The sequence below is a fragment of the Yersinia sp. 1252 StPb PI genome (genome assembly GCF_048593885.1).
In the GTDB taxonomy this organism is placed as follows: Bacteria; Pseudomonadota; Gammaproteobacteria; order Enterobacterales; family Enterobacteriaceae; genus Yersinia; species Yersinia enterocolitica_E.
Window position 1 is genome coordinate 33,206 of the sequence record NZ_JAZGQE010000012.1, and the last position, 19,233, is coordinate 52,438.

Here is a 19,233-nt window from a genome sequence, read left to right on the forward strand (position 1 = left end):
TATCCTTAATTCGTTACAACAGGTGCCGAGGATACCCCGTCTTACCCTTTGCTGTAACCCTCTCGCCTGACTAAAGGCGCTTACGGCCTGTAAACAGACTGATGAGGAATAGGACAATACCCACTACAAAGACGACTTTTGCGGCCCAGGCTGCCGTACCGGCTAGCCCACCAAAACCTAATGCCGCAGCGATTAAAGCAATAATCAAAAATATAATGCCCCAGCGAAACATAAGCCTCTCCTTCCCGTTTTAAAAAATGGCTTTCTACACTTAGGTTAAAAACAGCGTTTTTAACTCTCTCTGTCTATTTAACAGTAGTGCGTTTAACAGAAGTCGCATTATTAACAGATTTATTATTTGGCTGACGGGCTTATAAAGCTTATTCCGTAAGGTATTTCTCCCTCACGAAATACCCATCAGCCGATAATAATTAAGGTTTGATGCTAAGATCATTTTTAACGCTTTTCACGCCATCAACGGCTTTAGCAATACTTTCAGCACGTTCGGACTGAGCTTTATTCTCAACACTACCTGATAACTGCACCACACCTTCGGTGGTTTCTACTTTCACTTTACGTGAGGGTACGATGTCATCAGCCAGCAATTTGGCTTTGACTGAACTGGTTGTTGCAGCATCGCCAGCATATTCACTGACTGATTGTGATTTCTGGTCTTTCACATGCAGCTTATCGCTGACAGATTTAACGCCTTCAACGTTTCCAGCAATTTCAACGGCAGTTTCAGCTTCAGCCTGAGAAGTCACAAAACCAGTCAGAGTGACCACACCATGGTTGGTTTCAACAGAGATATCAGTGCTTTTAAGAGATTTCTCTTCCAACAGCGCGCTTTTCACTTTAGCTGTTGCAGCGCTGTCACCCATGTAGTTATCGACTTTCTTCATGGAACTATCGAGTTTCGCGCCTGTGCTGTCTACGACGTTGTTTGTCTTATTGAGCATGGTGTCTTCAGCGAACACGCTACCACTCATAAGTGCAGTACCTAAGACAACAGCCATCATTGAACGGGCAAATTTTGTATTTGTCATCGATTTCTTCCTTTGTCGTTATAAACCGTAAAGGGTTATGAAACTTAACTTGTTATAACACCCAAACTTACGGATTTTTACGCCACCCAGAGAGGTGACCAGTTGATGAATACTTTACGATTACTACAGGTTATTTGACCTAAAATTGATGCACGTCAATCCTGCGTGTACCTATAAAGATAGAGCATCTCAGAATAAATACAGTCGGAATCGCCCTAAAGCCGGATTTTTATGATTAAGTAGGAGTTATCCTAAGGAGGAAATAGTGAAGAGAATTAATGAATCGGGGTACCCTGTACCCCGATAGAGTGCGGCTTGGCGGGTGATTAATGTTCGCGGGTTTTACGGAAATTCACTTCCGGGTAACGTTCTTGCGTAATATTAAGATTTACCATCGTTGGGGCGATATAGCTCAAGTTATCACCACCATCTAATGCCAGGTTAACCTCATTCTTACGTTTAAACTCTTCGAACTTCTTCACGTCATCACATTCAACCCAACGGGCGGTAGAGACGTTAACTGATTCATACACCGCTTCCACGTTGTATTCACTTTTCAGTCGTGAAGAGACCACTTCAAACTGTAGAACACCGACTGCGCCAACAATCAAATCGTTGTTGGTCAACGGGCGGAACACTTGCACCGCGCCCTCTTCTGACAACTGAACCAGACCTTTTAGCAACTGCTTCTGTTTCAATGGATCACGCAGGCGAATACGGCGGAACAATTCAGGGGCAAAGTTCGGTATGCCGGTGAACTTCATATCTTCACCCTGGGTGAAGGTATCACCAATTTGAATGGTACCGTGGTTATGCAAGCCAATGATATCGCCAGCAAAAGCTTCTTCTACATGAGAACGGTCACCAGCCATAAAGGTCAGTGCATCTGAAATTACTACGTCTTTCTTGGTTCGCACCTGACGCAGTTTCATCCCTTTCTCAAAACGGCCAGAAACTACCCGCATAAAGGCAACACGGTCACGGTGTTTCGGGTCCATATTTGCCTGAATTTTGAACACAAAACCGGTAAATTTGGGTTCAGCCGCAACCACTTCACGGGTATCGGTTTTACGTGGCATCGGGGCCGGAGCCCATTCAACCAAGCCATCCAACATATGATCGACGCCGAAGTTACCCAAAGCGGTACCGAAGAACACCGGCGTTAAGTCACCAGACAAGAAAGCATCATGCTCGAATTCATGAGAAGCCCCCTGTACCAGTTCCAGTTCCTGACGGAACTGTTTAGCCAAGTCCTCACCTACCGCCGCATCCAAGTCTGGGTTATTCAGCCCTTTGACGATGCGCACTTCCTGAATGGTGTGGCCTTTACCCGTCTGATAGAGATACGTTTCATCTTTATAAAGGTGGTAAACCCCTTTAAACAACTTACCGCAGCCAATCGGCCAGGTGATTGGTGAACAAGCAATTTTCAGCTCACGTTCCACTTCATCCAGCACTTCCATCGGATCACGAATATCGCGGTCCAATTTGTTCATAAAAGTGAGGATTGGTGTATCACGCAGACGGGTTACTTCCATCAGCTTACGGGTTCGATCTTCAACCCCTTTTGCCGCGTCAATCACCATCAGACAGCAGTCCACGGCGGTCAGAGTACGGTAAGTGTCCTCGGAGAAGTCTTCATGCCCCGGGGTATCGAGTAAGTTAACCAGACAACCGCCATACGGAAATTGCATCACCGAGGTGGTGATGGAGATCCCGCGTTGCTTTTCCATTTCCATCCAGTCTGATTTGGCATGATGGCTTGAGCCACGGCCTTTTACCGTACCGGCGGTCTGAATTGCGTGTCCGAACAACAACACTTTTTCGGTAATGGTGGTTTTACCGGCATCGGGGTGGGAAATGATCGCGAAAGTACGTCTTTTCGCGACTTCCAGTGCGTATTCACTTGGAGACATAATTTGAGATTTCTACTTTTAGGCCGCCCTGCTCTGGGCCTCATATCCTATTGATATGCGGGTCAGGCAAAGCGAGGCATTGATTGTGGCGCTATACCCTGCTTATTGGAAATTGCAGCAGGCTTAGCGGCAACTCCTATCACGTCGGGTATAAGTGGCTATAGCGCGGTATTTTCTCTGATTTATGCGAGATAGACAATTTATTCAAGACAAACAGTCGTTATTCAAAACAAACAGTCATTATTCACGACTGACAATCGGCAAAACGGGGCTATCCCATCGGCAGCGCCATCATAATGGCATCTTCACGCCCATCGGCACTCGGGTAATAGTTGCGCCGCACAGAAACCTCGTTAAAGCCTAAACTCTCATAGAGGGCGATAGCCCGTGCGTTTGAAGCCCGCACCTCAAGCCAGAGAGTGACGATATCACGTGTTGCCAACTGCTCAATCAGATGTTCAAGCAGTAAACGGCCATACCCCTGCCGCTGATAGTGCGGATCGATGGCGATATTAAACAGTGTCGCTTCATCCAACACCATTTGGGTAATGGCGAAACCGACCATTTGTTGACTGACACTCAACTTAAAATTGAGATAGCGCTCCCCTTGGTTACTGACCAGGGTTTTTTCCGTCCACGGGAAAGCGTGGCTGGCTTGCTCAATTTTGTACGCTGTGGCCAGATCGGCTGGCGTCAGGATAGAAATCTGCTTCATGGTGACAAATCTGCTGCCAAAGTGCGCGCTTAGCGCTCGCGTCTTGATAAAGTCCGGCCAATGCCGGGCTGTGTAACTGCGCGCCAGCGACCGCAAGCGGTTCACTGATGCCCAATCGCCAACTGTTGCACTGCGTATCTTCCGGCAACATTGCAACCCTGTCCGGCGTCAGCGCATAAGCCTGACGCGGCGTGAGACCCAAGCTGTGCAACACATCACACAACAGGGGATCATCATATTCAGGAAGCTGGTGTGCCACAATCAGCAGGCGGGTATCTTCGGGTAAACGAACTGCGATTTCACCCTGCAAGACGGCCGGGCGGCGCAATGTCCACTGCGTAATGCCTAGCTGTTGTAACAGCAAGTCTCGTCTTGATGCCATGCCATTTCCTGTCAGAGCGACCCGTATTTCGACGCTATGCTAGCAAACCCATCGAACATGCGCCAACAAACCTCTATAATCCCCGATCATATTATTAAGGAGCCAAAGACTGATGTCAGCATTAACCCCAGCCAGTGAAGTGATACTGCGCCATAGTGATGAATTTATAGCCCGCCATGTGTTGTTTGCCGGTGATTTACAAGATGCGCTGCCAGCGCAGTTTGATGCAGCCGGGGTACGGGTTCATACCAATCAATATCACCACTGGCAATTACTGAGCAATACGCTGGAAGAGAATGTGCAATTCGGTCTTTTGGCCACTGCCGACATGGTGGCTAACTGCGATACGCTGGTTTATTACTGGCCGAAAAGCAAACAGGAAGCCCAGTTCCAATTGGCTAATCTCCTTTCGTTATTGCCTGTCGGTACCGATATTTTTGTGGTGGGTGAGAACCGTAGTGGCGTGCGCAGTGCAGAAGAAATGTTATCTGAATTTGCGCAGTTGACTAAAATCGACAGCGCCCGCCGTTGCGGTCTGTACCATGGCCGGTTGGATAAACAGCCGGAATTTGATGCCGATGCCTGGTGGGAAAGTTACCAGGTGGGCGATGTGACAGTTAAAACATTGCCCGGCGTATTCAGCCGTGACTCGCTGGACTCCGGTAGCCATCTGTTACTGTCTACGTTCAGTGAGCCATTTAAAGGCAATGTGCTGGATGTCGGCTGTGGTGCAGGTGTGCTGGCCTCTGTATTGGCGCAGCAATCACCTAAAATCAAATGGACTCTGAGTGATGTCTCTGCGGCCGCTATTGAAGCCAGCCGAGCGACATTAGCGGCGAATAACATCGACGCGCAGGTGATTGCCAGCAATGTCTATTCCGACATTAAAGGCCGCTTCGAGATGATTATTTCGAATCCACCGTTCCATGATGGTATTCAAACCAGTCTGACTGCGGCGGAATTGTTGATCCGCGGCGCAACTGCTCACCTGCATGTCGGTGGTAAATTGCGGATAGTGGCGAACTCCTTCCTGCCTTACCCTGCACTGCTGGATGCGGCATTTGGCAGCCATGAAGTGCTGGCCCAGAATGGCCGTTTTAAGGTGTATCAGGCAACTGTCGGGCGTGCGCCACGAGACGCCAAGAAAAAACGTTAAAACTAGGCGTTAAGATGGGCCATCCCTTCCACGCCGTAGCGTTCACCCGCTGCGGCATGGAACGGGAATACTGCATCCAGTGCTGCCAGCTCTTGCGGGCTGAGTGCCAGATCGAGTGCCGCCAGATTCTCTTCCAGATAAGCACGCCGTTTGGTCCCAGGGATTGGGACAATATATTTCCCCTGCGCCAATACCCAGGCCAGCGCCAGTTGAGAGGGTTTTACCCCTTTCGCGCGCGCCATTTCCACCACCGCATCAGCTAATACCAGATTCATGGCAAAATTATCCCCCTGAAAACGCGGGTTATGACGGCGGAAATCATCAGCAGCCAGATCTTCCGGGCGGCGTAACGCTCCGGTCAGAAAACCGCGCCCCAGAGGACTATAAGCCACAAAACCCACACCTAACCGTTCGCAGGTCGCCAATACAGAAGATTCCACATCTCGTGTCCAAAGTGAGTATTCACTCTGTACTGCGGTAATTGGATGCACCTGATGGGCCTTCTCTAATGTTGCCGCTGAGACTTCACTCAAACCGATATAACGTATTTTACCGGCAGTGACCAAATCAGCCAGAGTGCCAATCACATCTTCAACCGGTACACTCGGGTCGCCACGATGCTGGTAATAAAGGTCAATAACATCAACACCCAACCGCTTCAGGCTACCGTCAACAGACTTACGAATATAATCAGGCTGGCTACTGACGCCCCGCACTGTCGGGTCAGTCGGATCACGTACAATGCCAAATTTAGTAGCCAGAAAGACCTGATCACGTTTGCCTTTAATGGCGCGTCCAACCAACTCCTCATTGGTAAATGGGCCATACATGTCAGCGGTATCGAGTAAAGTCACCCCCAACTCCAGCGCGCGATGTAACGTCGCAATGGATTCATTCACGTCCTGATTGGTGGAGTAAAAGTCACTCATCCCCATGCAGCCAAGCCCCAGCGCTGAGACTAGTGGGCCATTCGAACCTAATTGACGTTGTTGCATTGTGATATTCCCCGTTAATGATGTCGGAAGAAAGTGTGGTTGTTTAGCGAGGAAAGATAAATAATGCAGATTGCTCATTACTGTTCAAAAAACACCAACAATGGACGAGTGCAATCATGGACCAAATACAAGCTATGCGGATATTTGTCCGTATTGTTGAATTAGGTAGCTTCAGTCGCGCGGCGGAGAAACTGCAATTGCCCCGCGCAACGGTCAGCCATACCTTAAAACGGTTAGAGCAGCGCTTAGGCGTGCGTTTATTGGTACGCACCACCCGGCAAGTGAATATCACCGCGGAAGGCACACTGTATTACCAGCGTTGTTTGCAATTACTGTCGGCGTTTGAAGAGGCTGACTCGCTGTTCAGCCATCAGCGGCTGCAACCGGAAGGGAAAGTACGCATTGATATGCCACATTCGCTAGCCCGCAATGTGGTTATCCCCGCACTAAATGACTTTTATCAGCGTTATCCCCATATCACGCTGATTCTCGGCGCGAATGACAGTACCATTGACCTGATGCGTGAAGGTGTCGATTGTGTTTTGCGTGCATGGCTGCCCCATGATGAGCAATTAGCAGCACGTAATATTGGTCAGCAACCACAGATAACCTGTGCGTCACCAGCTTATCTCGCCAAATATGGTGTTCCGCAGTCCCTCGACGACCTGGCCGACCATCAAGCGGTGGGTTATTTTTCACAGATGAATGGCCGTGATTACCCATTAGAATTTGTTTATCAGGGGAAAGTTGAAAGCCGCACATTACCTGGCATCTTGAGTGTCAATGGTGCCGATGCTTATATCGCAGCCGGTGTCGCAGGCCTGGGATTGATTCAAGCTCCCACGCCAGGTATTCAGGGCCAATTAACCCAAGGCGAACTGATTGAGGTGTTGCCCCACTGTCCACCACCGGCCATGCCGCTGTTTATTATGTTCCCTGCGGGGCGCTTTCTTGCCCCTAGAGTAAGAGTGCTGATTGACTGGCTGATTGAACTGTTTTCCGATTATCCACAGTTATCACCAACACGACCAAGCGGGCGTTAAAAACTAAAAATACTTCTGTAATCAAATCAATTGCTCAACATATGATGCTTTTTACAGCAAACGTCCCGCTTAGGGGAAATAAGTATTGACCTGAACGTGAAAATCTCTAGAATTCGCCTCCGTAGTTGCTTTATAAAAGTGATGTTCCGGTACGCGATGGTGGCGGAATTGGTAGACGCGCTAGCTTCAGGTGTTAGTGTTCTTACGGACGTGAGGGTTCAAGTCCCTCCCTTCGCACCAAACATACTTTTCTTGGCGATTCGTAGTATATCCCCAACGTAATTGGCATTGCAGGCAGCAAACCAACCCAGATAGGCTTACTGCGGTAAGTGATTGAGGTTTAATAGCCTGTGGCTTCAAGTACGAGGGGAGATTTATATTGCACAGCACATGCGATGGTGGCGGAATTGGTAGACGCGCTAGCTTCAGGTGTTAGTGTTCTTACGGACGTGAGGGTTCAAGTCCCTCCCTTCGCACCAAGCTGGTGATATAAATCCTAAGCTTTACTTTTTTAAGATATACCCAAAATAATTCGAATTGCAGAAAGACGGCAAACGAGTGAACTCCCAAGAGCTTACACCAGTAAGTGACTGGGGTGAACAAAGGCAGCCAACGCAGATGCAGTTTGAAGTATGACGGATATAAGCAGTAAGAAATCATTTGGGCGATGGTGGCGGAATTGGTAGACGCGCTAGCTTCAGGTGTTAGTGTTCTTACGGACGTGAGGGTTCAAGTCCCTCCCTTCGCACCACAATGATTTCAAAAGCACAGTAATACCTCTCTTCTGGCAGGACCTCTTCCTGAAATACACGTAAATGCCTGTAATACAGAAAATTCAGCCAATGCGATTGGGTTCAATGCATCCCGCTGTGCATTAACACCGCCGTCAGGCCACCCAACAGCGCCAGACATGATGGCAGCAATAAGAAATGCCGTAACCGCGCGTGATACAACATGCTAACCGTGGCCAGCATGGCGAGCACAATCAGGATACGTAACTGACCGACGGTGATATCTGCCCATCCCAAAACCGGCAGTAAAGCAAAAGGCAGCAATATCCCCCAACCACTAGACATACCACGGCTCAATAACCCACTGATCCCACACCAGCGATAAGCGGCTAATCTGGCTGTAATCATAATAATGGCCCCAAGTGATAATGATAACTAATATCATATATCACTCTGTCGCAGTCTGCACTATGAAGTTGTTAGCAGCGGACAGACAGCGACAACATCAAGTTAAGAAACATCATGATGACAGGCTGAAACAAAAATGGTAATTTTGGTTAAGAAAATTCCTAAAACGATACTAAAACGCTTCAAACAAAAATAATTACTAAGAAAAACTATTTATCGTGATGCCTAAATAATAGGGCTTCATGAGGATATTGTTTATTTGTCTACTGACAGCACGACATTATGCAGAGTGAATTGAATATGAATAGCCATTCCTACGATCAGCTTCTGAAAAGTAAGCATCGGCTCTCTTTACTGCTTTTTTTATTTCTTAATGCGTCGTCTGCTATTTTTAGTATGATATTACCGTCACCTGAAACGCCAGCAGTGACATTACCGATAGTACTGATCACGGTTATCAGCCTGAGTACCGCAGCTTATCTGATTTTTATTTCGAAGAATTATGCCAATAAACTGAATTTATTTTCAATAATCATGGGCCTGCTTTGGGCCTGGCAAATCATTCTTAAATACGAATATTTGGGTAATAATGAAAATAACTACTTACTACTCAGCCTGTTTACGATTTTCTTTATCAGCACCATAGCCCTGTCTGATAATTTCCTTGCTTTTTGTCTACACAGTGCACCAGCAGCATTAACCGTTATTTTACTCGACGATTTTCAAAATATTTTCCGTATTGTATTCACCATCATGCTGCCACTGATTGGTTTCTCCTTACATCATTTGATGCTACGTCGTAGCGATGACTTTACCCGAAAACTTGTCGCACGCCTTTATAATGAAAGGGAAAAATTCAGTGATTTAAGCATGATAGACCCCTTAACCAGTTTGTATAATCGCCGTGGTCTGGAGAATAAACTTGAAACACTGCTGGCTCAGTCTCCCGGCAATCATTACGTATTGTTGCTCGATATCGACCATTTTAAAGCTTATAACGATAACTATGGTCACACGATGGGGGACCAAGCACTGGTACGTGTTGCGGCGGCTATCCGTGATGCTGTTCGTTCACGGGATATCGTGGTGCGCTACGGTGGCGAAGAGTTTTTAGTGCTACTGACTCATGTGAGTGAAGAGTATGCAAGCCAGTTGGCTGAGCGCGTGCGCCAACGGGTTTTAGGACTTGATATTCCACATGTTTTTAACCATAAGGTTTCTACAACCGTGACATTGAGCGCAGGTATTTCTCCTCTGCAAGCCTATGATCTGGCCTCCTCGCTTAAAGCCGCGGATGAAGCACTTTACCGGGCCAAAAAAGATGGCCGGAATAAAGTTGCCTTTGCCGGAGAGAAATTATCAAACGTTGAATCGTCACCTTGATTAAATGACGCGGTACAAACTCAATTATTATTTTCTTCGATAATGGTTGAGTTTAATACTGCGATATTATATTTCACTTTCATTATGTTATTAAACCTTGTCATTGCATCTAAAAAAAATAAATCACTAGCTCATCTGCTGGCAGATAACATCTATTTAAGCGAATCATCCTTCCGCACAGTTGAACATAATTAGCGTTTAAAACCGTAAATTGCGCTATTACCCCCCAGTTCAAATACCCATCCATCATCCAGGCAATGTTGCTCAATGTCTCAGGGTAATCTGGCCCATATTCGTATATCACAATACATGTACAATAATGATTATCATTTATATAAAGAAAAACCATGCAGGGAGAGTATTGCGAATCAGGGTCTGGGGCTTAGCACTGTTTTTTACTATAACGGATTATTTTGTTGCTTTGCTAAACCGATTCTTCTACTTTTAGCAGCAAATAGGATTGAAGAAAACAGGGGTTTATCATGGAAAATACCATTTGGGTTTTAGGTGATGCTGTAATTGATTTAGTTCCTGAAAATTCAAATAATTACCTTAAGTGTCCAGGTGGCGCACCTGCCAATGTGGCGGTCGGCATCGCCCGATTGGGTGGTAAAAGTGCCTTTATTGGCCGGGTTGGGCAAGACAGTTTTGGTCGTTTTATGCAGCAGATATTACAACAGGAAAACGTCGATACCCACGCGATGACACAGGATCCGCTGCACCATACCTCTACAGTTGTGGTGGATTTAGATGAGCATGGCGAACGCACTTTTACATTTATGGTGACACCGAGTGCCGATCTATTCTTACAACCAGATGATTTACCTGAATTTAAAAGCAATCAGTGGCTGCATTTGTGCTCTATTGCCTTAAGCCAAGAGCCGAGCCGTAGTACCGCCTTTGAGGCGATGCGCCGTATGAAAGCCGACGGTGGTTGGATCAGCTTTGATCCCAATATCCGTGCCGATATCTGGCGCGAACCACAAGCGTTGCTCCCCTGTCTGCAACAGGCGCTGCTATTGGCCGATGTGGTGAAACTGTCATTGGAAGAACTGAACTTTATCTGCCCGGATCAGGATATTGCTGGCGCAATGGAACAGTTGATGGCCGACTATTGCTGCAAATTGCTACTGGTAACACTGGGTGCCAATGGCGTTTGGGTGCATAACCGCCATCGTCTGCAAAAATACCCGAGTAGGAAAATCACCCCAATAGACACGACTGGCGCGGGTGATGCCTTTGTCGCTGGGTTGCTGACAGCATTGGCACGGCTACCGAATTGGTATTTAGGTGCAGATCTCACCGCCGCCATCGATCAGGCACAAGCCTGTGGTGCTTTAGCCACCAGCGCTAAAGGAGCAATGACTGCGTTACCTAATGCTCAACAGTTGCGGCATTTTCTCCAACCCGACCACTAACTGCATAAATCCTCCTCTGCATAAACCATTTAGGATGTCGCCTTTGACAGGCAGGCATCCGCCCCTCCTCTTACCTGTCACTCTTTTTGCTAAACACCCAGCATGTTAGCGCCTGCCACATGCATTATCGCGCGCGCCTTCTTCCTGCTCATCGCCTTATTCGCCTCAAAAAGTCATGCACTTTGCAGTCTGGATCACAATAGCTGAATCGGGTTAGCAAAATGTTTTGCTAATCCCCAAGGATCCCCCTTATGTTAGCCATGAAAAACCGGTTTAGCTGTTTAGCACAAATACAATCAATCACATACCGAGTGATATAAAATGATGATAAAACCAAGCTATCTTGCTGTATCAATAGGACTTATCCTTTCTTGTGCAGCGACAACCACCTCTGCAGCCTCACCCTCGTCTTCCTCAAACATGGATATTGAAGCCCGCCTCAATGCGTTGGAGCAACGATTGCAACAAGCGGAACAACGGGCAAAAAATGCAGAAACACGCGCCGAAATTGCCGAAAAACAGGCACAAAAGCTGGAAACTCGAACGCGTCAGGCAGAAGAAAAGACCGTTCAGGTGGCTAAGCGCACAGATAAACTGGAAAGCAAAACACAGGATGGCAACGGTTTTGAGTTTCATGGTTATGCCCGTTCCGGCCTGCTAATGAACGACTCTGGCACCGGCACCCAAGGTGGCCCATATGTTTCGCCAGCCGGCAGTACCGGAGGGGCAGTTGGCCGCTTGGGTAATGAGCCTGACACTTATGTCGAAGTCAATTTGGAGAAAAAGCAGAAGCTGGATAACGGTGCCACCACCCGCTATAAAGTAATGCTGGCAGATGGTCAGCGCAGCTATAACGACTGGACAGCCGACAGTAGTGACCTCAATGTGCGCCAGGCATTTGTCGAACTGGGCACCCTGCCAACCTTTAACGGTATTTTTAAAGACAGTACATTGTGGGCCGGTAAACGTTTCGATCGCGATAACTTCGATATTCACTGGCTGGATTCCGACGTGGTATTCCTTGCCGGTACCGGTGGCGGTATTTATGACATCAAATGGACCGATAACCTGAAGAGTAACTTCTCGTTATATGGCCGTAATTATGGTGAGATCGAGAATGTTAATAGCGATATTCAAAGCTATATTTTCACTGCCAATAACTATAGCGGCCCCTTCCAGTGGATGGTGAGCGGGTTGCGCGCCAAAGATAATGAGGCGCGCAAAAATAGCGGTGAAACCGTTAATACTAATGCCACAGATAAAGGTATTCACAGCATGTTGGCCTATCACGGTGACAGCTTCTATGGGCTACGTGATGGTACGTCAAAAACCGCGCTGCTGTACGGCCATGGTTTAGGGGCTGAAGTAAAATCTATCGGGTCCGATGGCAACTTAACCAGCAGCGCAGATACCTGGCGTTTGGCGACTTACGGCACCACCGCATTAAGTAAAAACTGGAGTCTGGCCCCAGCAATATTGGCGCAACAAAGTAAGGATCGTTATGTCTCGGGCGATAGCTATAAGTGGATAACATTCAATACCCGCCTGATTCAAGAAATCACCGAGAACTTTGCGTTGGCTTATGAAGGTAGTTATCAGTACATGAACCTGGACCCACAAGGCTATAAGGATTATCACAAAGTCAGTGGCGGTTTCTATAAATTGACCTTCGCCCCAACCTTTAAAGCCGGTGATATCAGTAATTTCTTCAGCCGACCAGAAATACGGGTGTTCGCCACCTATATGGATTGGAGCCAAGATCTGGATAACTACGCCAAGGATGATTCCTTCGGTAAAGATGGTTTTGCCGCCGGTGGGCAATGGAACTTTGGTATCCAAATGGAAACCTGGTTCTAACTATTACGCACCGCAGTAATCACGACGAATACCGCCTGTTGCCGTGACGATCCTCGGCATGCAGGAATCAAAATAAATTTGCGAGGGATATCATGAATATCAATGAGACCGTAACGGCTCTGCTCCCATTGCTTGGTGGTAAAGAGAATATAGTCAGTGCTGCACACTGCGCCACTCGCCTGCGTTTGGTGCTGGCAGATGACTCTTTGGTGCAAAAATCAGCGGTAGAGAAACTCGATGGCGTTAAGGGCTGCTTCAGCAATGCCGGGCAGTTACAGGTGATTTTCGGGACCGGGCTGGTCAATAAAGTTTATGCAGAATTTATCAAGGTGGCAGGTGTAAACGAAGCCAGTAAATCTGAAGCTGCCGCTGTGGCCGCGCGTAAACTCAACCCGTTCCAGCGCATTGCCCGCCTGCTATCTAATATTTTTGTCCCGATCATTCCGGCAATTGTGGCGTCCGGCCTGTTAATGGGCTTGCTCGGCATGGTGAAAACCTATGGTTGGGCCGATGCTGACAGCGCGCTGTTTATCATGCTGGATATGTTCAGCTCCGCTGCCTTTATCATTCTGCCTATCTTGATTGGTTTCACCGCTGCCAAAGAGTTTGGCGGTAACCCGTATCTGGGGGCAACACTGGGCGGCATTTTGACGCACCCAGCGCTAACCAATGCCTGGGGAGTGGCGGGCGGTTTCCATACTATGAATTTCTTCGGTATGGAGGTGGCGATGATTGGCTATCAGGGCACTGTATTCCCGGTGCTACTGGCAGTGTGGTTTATGAGTATGTTGGAAAAACGCCTGCGCAAAGTGATACCTGATGCGCTGGACCTGATCCTCACACCCTTTTTGACCGTAATCATTACTGGCTTCGTTGCACTATTATTTATCGGCCCTGCCGGACGAGTGTTGGGGGATGGGATCTCGCTGGTACTTAGCACTCTGATTACCCATGCTGGTTGGCTGGCCGGGTTACTGTTTGGTGGGCTTTATTCCGTGATAGTGATAACCGGCATCCATCATAGCTTCCACGCCATCGAGGCCGGGCTATTGGGTAATCCGAATATCGGGGTCAATTTCCTGTTACCCATCTGGTCAATGGCAAACGTGGCACAAGGTGGAGCCTGTTTGGCGGTCTACTTTAAGACCCGCGATGCTAAAATTAAAGCCATCGCCATCCCATCGGCATTTTCTGCCATGCTTGGTATTACCGAAGCGGCTATTTTTGGGATTAATTTGCGCTTTATCAAACCCTTCCTTGCTGCGCTGGCAGGTGGTGCATTAGGAGGCGCTTGGGTCGTCGCGAATCATGTCAATATGACCGCGGTGGGCTTAACCGGCATCCCGGGCATCGCTATCGTACAAGGCAATTCAATTGTTAATTATCTGATTGGATTGGTTATTGCATTTGGCGCTGCATTTATTATCTCTCTACTGCTTAAGTACAAAACGGACAGCGAATAATGCAAGAAGTCAGTTTGCTAAAACAACTTACGCTGGCAGTGATGCGTGGCCAAATCCGCGCATCGCGTGACCCTCATCGGCCAGGTTGGCACCTGGCTCCCAGTGTCGGGCTGCTGAATGATCCCAACGGGTTTATTTATCATGCTGGCTATTACCATTTATTCTATCAATGGAACCCGTTGGATTGCCGCCATGGCAGTAAATACTGGGGCCATTGGCGTAGTGTCGATCTGGTTCAATGGGAGCATCAGCCTGTCGCATTGGTACCCAGTGAAGAATATGAAAGCCACGGCTGCTACTCAGGTTCTGCCGTCATTGCTGATGACCGAATCACGCTGATTTACACCGGTAATGTGAAATATCCTGATGGCTCGCGCACCGCATTCCAATGTCTGGCACAGGAGAATGAACGAGGGGAATACGACAAATTAGGGCCAGTGCTCCCATTACCTGCGGGCTATACCGGCCATGTTCGCGACCCGAAAGTCTGGCAGCACGACGGTCAGTGGTTCATGGTTTTAGGCGCGCAGGATAAGCAACTGCAAGGGAAAGTGCTGCTATTACGCTCCGATGATTTACGTGAATGGCACAATCTGGGTGAAATTGCCGGTTCTGGTCTGGGTGGATTAGGCCCGTTTGGCTATATGTGGGAATGCCCTGACATGTTCAGGTTAGCGGATCAAGAGGTGCTGATTTTCTGCCCGCAGGGCATCGCCGCTGAAGCAGAGCGTTACCGTAATACCTTCCAGGCTGGCTATTTACTGGGCCAATTGGATTATACCAAGGCAGCATTCACCCATCAGGATTTCCACGAACTGGATCTCGGCTTCGAATTCTACGCGCCACAAACCACGCTGGCCGCAGATGGCCGCCGCCTGTTATTCGCCTGGATGGGCATCCCGGATGAAGATGAGTTGTATCAACCCACCGTAGCCCATGGTTGGATCCATACCATGACCTGCCCACGAGAGCTGAGTCTGGTTGACGGCAAAGTCATTCAACGACCCGCGCGTGAATTGCAGGCATTGCGCCGTGAGCATCGTCAGTGGCAAGGTCGTGCTCAACAGGCACCGGCACTCTCCATCCGCAGTGCTGAAATGATAGTCGAGGTTAGTGCGCCATTTATCCTCGAATTAGGCGATGAAATGATGCTGATATGGGATGGTGAACGTATCACACTAAGCCGCCGCAATCTGCGTACCGGGCTGCAAGAGTTCCGTTATTGGCGCGGCCAATTGCAACAGTTACAACTGCTCTGCGATAGTTGCAGCATAGAGATATTTATCAATCAGGGAGAGGCGGTAATGACTACATGCTACTTCCCGACTGAAGACCCGATAGCAATCTTTAACGGAAATGCTGAACTGTGTCTGCAACACTGGTTGTTGTCTTCGCCCATGTTAGAATGAACTATCTTTCAAGGCGACAGATTCACTCAGTGAAAAACAATAACCTGTGAAAAATCATAAACGAATTACCATTAACGATATTGCCAAACTGGCTGGTGTGTCGAAATCGACCACCAGTTTGGTGCTCAATGGGCGTAGCAAGGAGTATCGTGTTTCCGATGAAACGCGGGATCGTATAATTGCCTTGGCCAACGAACATAACTATCAACCGAGCTTCCACGCCCGTTCTCTACGCTCAACCCGCAGCCACACCATAGGATTGGTGGTCCCGGAGATGACCAATCACGGATTTGCCCTGATTTCACGGGAGCTGGAGATGCTGTGTCGCGAAGCTGGATTACAGCTACTGATTGCCTGCACCGATGAGAATCCCGGCCAGGAAATGATGGCGGTCAATAGCCTGGTTCAACGTCAGGTCGATGGCCTGATTGTCGCCTCCAGCCAGCTCAATGACAGCGAATATCAAAAGATCAATGCCCGCCTGCCAGTGGTGCAGATGGATCGATTAATTGGTGAATCAGATTTGCCGCTGGTTATCACTGACTCGGTAGCCTCCACCGCCATACTGGTTGAAAACGTTGCCCGCCAACATCCTGATGAGTTTTATTTTCTTGGTGGTCAGCCACGCATCTCCCCTACACGCGATCGGCTGGCTGGTTTTCAGCAGGGGCTGCAACAGGCAGGGGTTACCTGCCGCCCCGAGTGGGTCCTAAATGGCCATTACCTACCCAGTTCCGGTTATGAAATGATTGCCCAACTCTGTGCCCAATTAGGCCGCCCCCCCAAAGCGGTGTTTACTGCCGCCTGTGGCTTGTTAGAAGGTGTACTGCGCTATCTCAATCAGCATCAATTAATGGACAGTGAGATTCATTTATGCAGTTTTGACGATCACTATCTGTTTGACTGCCTGCCGTTGAAAATAGATACCATCGCACAAGATTGCCAAGGGCTGGCACGCCACAGCTTTGAGATGATCACCAGCTTGATTGCTGAATCAGCACTGGCGCAAAATCAACTGATTCTGCCAGGGCAGATCCATTGGCGACATCCGGGTTCTAAGGCGCTCAATGAGCAACACTGAACCGGTGACCACCCCTGCATTAGCCGACTCCTGGCGGCGCTGCCAAAAATTGATGCAAGCCCACCAATGGCGAGTACCTCACCGGGCCGTGGGTGCGACGTTCCAGTCAATTTGTCAGCGCAAAAATGACTTGCTGGTATTAGGTCAGGCGGCATTGGAAGATGCTTACGAATATATGGAATCACGCCCTTGTGTGCTGCTGATTCTGGATGAAAGTGGCTGTACTCTATGGAAATGCGGGCATCCGCAAACGATAAGTCAGCTACAGGCGTTAGGGATTGATTGCGGCAGTTATTGGGCAGAAGGGCTAATGGGTACCAATGCCCCGGCGCTGGCAATTGCTGAAGGCAACCCGATACAAGTCAGTGGCCAGCAGCATTTTAAACAGGCGCTGCATCCGTGGCGCTTTTGCGCCACTCCGGTGTATGACAACAGTGGCCGCCAACGGGCGGTCATTGTTTTAGGTAGCCTGCTCACCGAACATGCGGCAAGTGATTTGCCTCTGACATTGGCTATCGCCCGCGAAATTGGCAATTATCTCCACGCAGATAGTTTATTAGCAGAAACTAACCGTCATCTGAATGAACTCAATGCCCTACTCGATGGTGTGGACGATGGTGTCATGGCATGGGACCAACGCGGTTGCCTGCTGTATCTCAATCGTCGTGCTGCGGCTATTTTACAACTAGATGAAACCAGTAGCCTCGGCAAGCCGGTCACAGATTTGCTGACCTTACCCTCCTTACTGACCCACGCCATTTTACACCGTAATCCCCTCAGCCACGTCGAGGTGACCTTTGAGAATCAGCAGCAATTTATTCCGGCTCTCTTAACCCTCAAACCCATCCCAGATGGTAACCGCTGCGGCTTTATTGCATTACTCCATCCACAAGAATTACTGCGGCAAATGGTGCACAACCAATTAGGGGGGGCTAATTGTACTTTTGATGATATGCCGGTTGCTTCACTAGAAATGCGCCGCCTGGTGCGTTATGGCAAGCAGGCTGCCAAAGGCCGGCATCCGATTTTACTGCACGGGGAAGAAGGGGTCGGTAAACAGCAGCTGGGGCAAGCAATCCATAATGCCAGCAATCGCGCCGATGGCCCTTATATCGTCTTAAATTGTCAGGCATTGCCACAAAATTTCATGGCGCGAGAATTTCTTGGTAGTGATGCCAGTGAAGGGGAATCCGGCCAACCCAGCAAATTTGAACTGGCTAACGGTGGCACCTTATATCTGGAACAAGTTGAATATCTGTCGCCGGAAATGCAGTCAGCTCTGCTGCAAATCGTCAAAACTGGCATGGTAATGCGGGTCAACTCTAATCGGGTGATCCCAGTCGATGTCCGAATTATTACCGCCACCGGGGCAGATTTGCCCTTATTGGTTAAACAAGGGCGTTTTCGCCGCCAGCTATTTTATACCCTACAATCTTTCGAATTACATATTCCACCACTGCGTCAGCGTCAACAGGATATCCCCCCACTGGTACAGCATACATTGGCAAGCATTGGGCAACATTTCCACTGCCAATACCAGCCAGATGAGAGTGTTATCCGTCAGTTATGCCAATACCCATGGCCCGGGAATGATCAGGAACTGAAAAGTGTGGTGGAGCGGGCCGCCATGGCTTGCCGCAATAACCGCATTAACCTCAATGATTTGCCAGAGCATCTACTGGGGGAGAGGCTGTTATTAGAACCGGAGATGCCGCAACCTCAGCCTGTCTTATCACTACAAGAATTAGAAAGACAGGCCATTATTCGTGCGGCACTGGTGTGCCAAGGTCAGCTAAATGAAATGGCGACCTTATTAGGGATAGGCCGCACAACCTTATGGCGAAAAGTAAAACTTCATCGGCTGGATATCAGCCAATTTAAGGGTGGCGAGTCATAATCTCAATGCACCGCCCAGTCAGGGAAAATCATCGGTAAAGTTAATTGGCATTACATGATCCTTAGTTATTAATGCTCGCCAGATTAAAATGGTTTTAGGTTATTATCGATTAAAAAAAGCCAGTTACACTATGGTAAAGCGGCATAATATCAAAAATGGAACATTGTTCTATTTACGTGGATCACATTTTTTGACATTTATAGTTAAATCATAAAAAACCATCTTATATTGAAAGTATGGATAATTTTTAACTCATCTGGCACGCCTATCAGTAACAACTGCATTTTATTCACTCGCGTTACTACTTTATAAAAAGCAACCACCAATAAAAAC

The 19,233-nt window shown here is 48.3% G+C and carries 16 protein-coding genes and 3 tRNA genes; 12 read left to right on the plus strand and 7 right to left on the minus strand.

Annotated features, from left to right (window positions below; all coding sequences use genetic code 11):
• Nucleotides 1-70 precede the first annotated feature (70 nt).
• The 5 genes from V2A85_RS03535 to V2A85_RS03555 form a co-directional block, all read right to left on the minus strand.
• Nucleotides 71-232, minus strand: coding sequence for a DUF1328 domain-containing protein (locus V2A85_RS03535; protein WP_004876076.1), 162 nt, complete (start codon nt 230-232; stop codon nt 71-73).
• A 199-nt stretch (nt 233-431) separates the two neighbouring features.
• On the minus strand, nt 432-1,046 hold the full coding sequence (gene osmY / locus V2A85_RS03540; protein WP_420070894.1) for a molecular chaperone OsmY: 615 nt from the start codon (nt 1,044-1,046) through the stop codon (nt 432-434).
• Nucleotides 1,047-1,372: 326 nt separating this feature from the next.
• Nucleotides 1,373-2,962 carry a peptide chain release factor 3 gene (gene prfC / locus V2A85_RS03545; RefSeq protein WP_005191790.1) on the minus strand — a complete coding sequence of 530 codons (1,590 nt, stop codon included), beginning with the start codon at nt 2,960-2,962 and terminating at the stop codon, nt 1,373-1,375.
• A gap of 271 nt (nt 2,963-3,233) precedes the next feature.
• A complete protein-coding gene (gene rimI, locus V2A85_RS03550) occupies nt 3,234-3,677 on the minus strand; it encodes a ribosomal protein S18-alanine N-acetyltransferase (RefSeq protein ID WP_083160698.1) in 444 nt (147 codons plus the stop codon).
• Nucleotides 3,622-4,059 carry a DNA polymerase III subunit psi gene (locus tag V2A85_RS03555; protein WP_372557941.1) on the minus strand — a complete coding sequence of 146 codons (438 nt, stop codon included), beginning with the start codon at nt 4,057-4,059 and terminating at the stop codon, nt 3,622-3,624. Before V2A85_RS03555 ends, rimI begins: the two co-directional genes overlap by 56 nt.
• A 112-nt stretch (nt 4,060-4,171) precedes the next feature.
• Here V2A85_RS03555 and rsmC point away from each other — a divergent pair, with 112 nt between their 5' ends.
• The gene (gene rsmC / locus V2A85_RS03560) at nt 4,172-5,215 is read left to right on the plus strand and encodes a 16S rRNA (guanine(1207)-N(2))-methyltransferase RsmC (RefSeq protein WP_420070895.1); all 1,044 of its coding nucleotides are present in this window, start codon (nt 4,172-4,174) and stop codon (nt 5,213-5,215) included.
• A gap of 2 nt (nt 5,216-5,217) precedes the next feature.
• Here rsmC and V2A85_RS03565 read toward each other — a convergent pair whose 3' ends face one another.
• On the minus strand, nt 5,218-6,210 hold the full coding sequence (locus V2A85_RS03565) for an aldo/keto reductase (RefSeq protein WP_420070896.1): 993 nt from the start codon (nt 6,208-6,210) through the stop codon (nt 5,218-5,220).
• Nucleotides 6,211-6,326: 116 nt separating this feature from the next.
• On the opposite strand from V2A85_RS03565, the gene V2A85_RS03570 reads away from it, so the two are divergent.
• The 4 genes from V2A85_RS03570 (at nt 6,327) to V2A85_RS03585 (ending at nt 8,004) form a co-directional block, all read left to right on the plus strand.
• Nucleotides 6,327-7,253 (plus strand): LysR family transcriptional regulator, encoded by a 927-nt coding sequence (locus tag V2A85_RS03570; RefSeq protein ID WP_420070897.1) that lies wholly within the window; start codon nt 6,327-6,329, stop codon nt 7,251-7,253.
• Between the two features lie 153 nt (nt 7,254-7,406).
• A tRNA-Leu gene (locus V2A85_RS03575) sits at nt 7,407-7,493 on the plus strand.
• Nucleotides 7,494-7,645: 152 nt separating this feature from the next.
• Nucleotides 7,646-7,732: transfer RNA gene (locus V2A85_RS03580), tRNA-Leu, on the plus strand.
• Between the two features lie 185 nt (nt 7,733-7,917).
• Nucleotides 7,918-8,004, plus strand: a tRNA-Leu gene (locus V2A85_RS03585).
• 103 nt (nt 8,005-8,107) lie between these two features.
• On the opposite strand, the gene V2A85_RS03590 is transcribed toward V2A85_RS03585, so the two are convergent.
• Nucleotides 8,108-8,392, minus strand: coding sequence for a DUF1435 domain-containing protein (locus V2A85_RS03590; protein ID WP_372557938.1), 285 nt, complete (start codon nt 8,390-8,392; stop codon nt 8,108-8,110).
• Nucleotides 8,393-8,674: 282 nt separating this feature from the next.
• On the opposite strand from V2A85_RS03590, the gene V2A85_RS03595 reads away from it, so the two are divergent.
• The 7 genes from V2A85_RS03595 (at nt 8,675) to dhaR (ending at nt 18,900) form a co-directional block, all read left to right on the plus strand.
• Nucleotides 8,675-9,775 (plus strand): GGDEF domain-containing protein, encoded by a 1,101-nt coding sequence (locus tag V2A85_RS03595; protein WP_372557937.1) that lies wholly within the window; start codon nt 8,675-8,677, stop codon nt 9,773-9,775.
• Nucleotides 9,776-10,257: 482 nt separating this feature from the next.
• Nucleotides 10,258-11,193 carry an aminoimidazole riboside kinase gene (locus tag V2A85_RS03600; RefSeq protein WP_420070898.1) on the plus strand — a complete coding sequence of 312 codons (936 nt, stop codon included), beginning with the start codon at nt 10,258-10,260 and terminating at the stop codon, nt 11,191-11,193.
• A 321-nt stretch (nt 11,194-11,514) separates the two neighbouring features.
• Nucleotides 11,515-13,050, plus strand: coding sequence for a carbohydrate porin (locus V2A85_RS03605; protein ID WP_372557935.1), 1,536 nt, complete (start codon nt 11,515-11,517; stop codon nt 13,048-13,050).
• Between the two features lie 92 nt (nt 13,051-13,142).
• Nucleotides 13,143-14,513, plus strand: a complete 1,371-nt coding sequence (locus V2A85_RS03610) for a sucrose-specific PTS transporter subunit IIBC (protein WP_032907263.1) — start codon at nt 13,143-13,145, stop codon at nt 14,511-14,513.
• A complete protein-coding gene (locus V2A85_RS03615; protein ID WP_372557933.1) occupies nt 14,513-15,922 on the plus strand; it encodes a glycoside hydrolase family 32 protein in 1,410 nt (469 codons plus the stop codon). The genes V2A85_RS03610 and V2A85_RS03615 overlap by 1 nt, the downstream gene beginning before the upstream one ends.
• 46 nt (nt 15,923-15,968) lie before the next feature.
• Entirely contained in the window at nt 15,969-17,003 is a 1,035-nt protein-coding gene (locus V2A85_RS03620) for a LacI family DNA-binding transcriptional regulator (RefSeq protein WP_372557932.1), read from the plus strand.
• Nucleotides 16,990-18,900, plus strand: coding sequence for a dihydroxyacetone kinase operon transcriptional regulator DhaR (gene dhaR, locus V2A85_RS03625; RefSeq protein WP_372557931.1), 1,911 nt, complete (start codon nt 16,990-16,992; stop codon nt 18,898-18,900). The genes V2A85_RS03620 and dhaR overlap by 14 nt, the downstream gene beginning before the upstream one ends.
• The last annotated feature ends 333 nt before the right edge of the window (nt 18,901-19,233 follow it).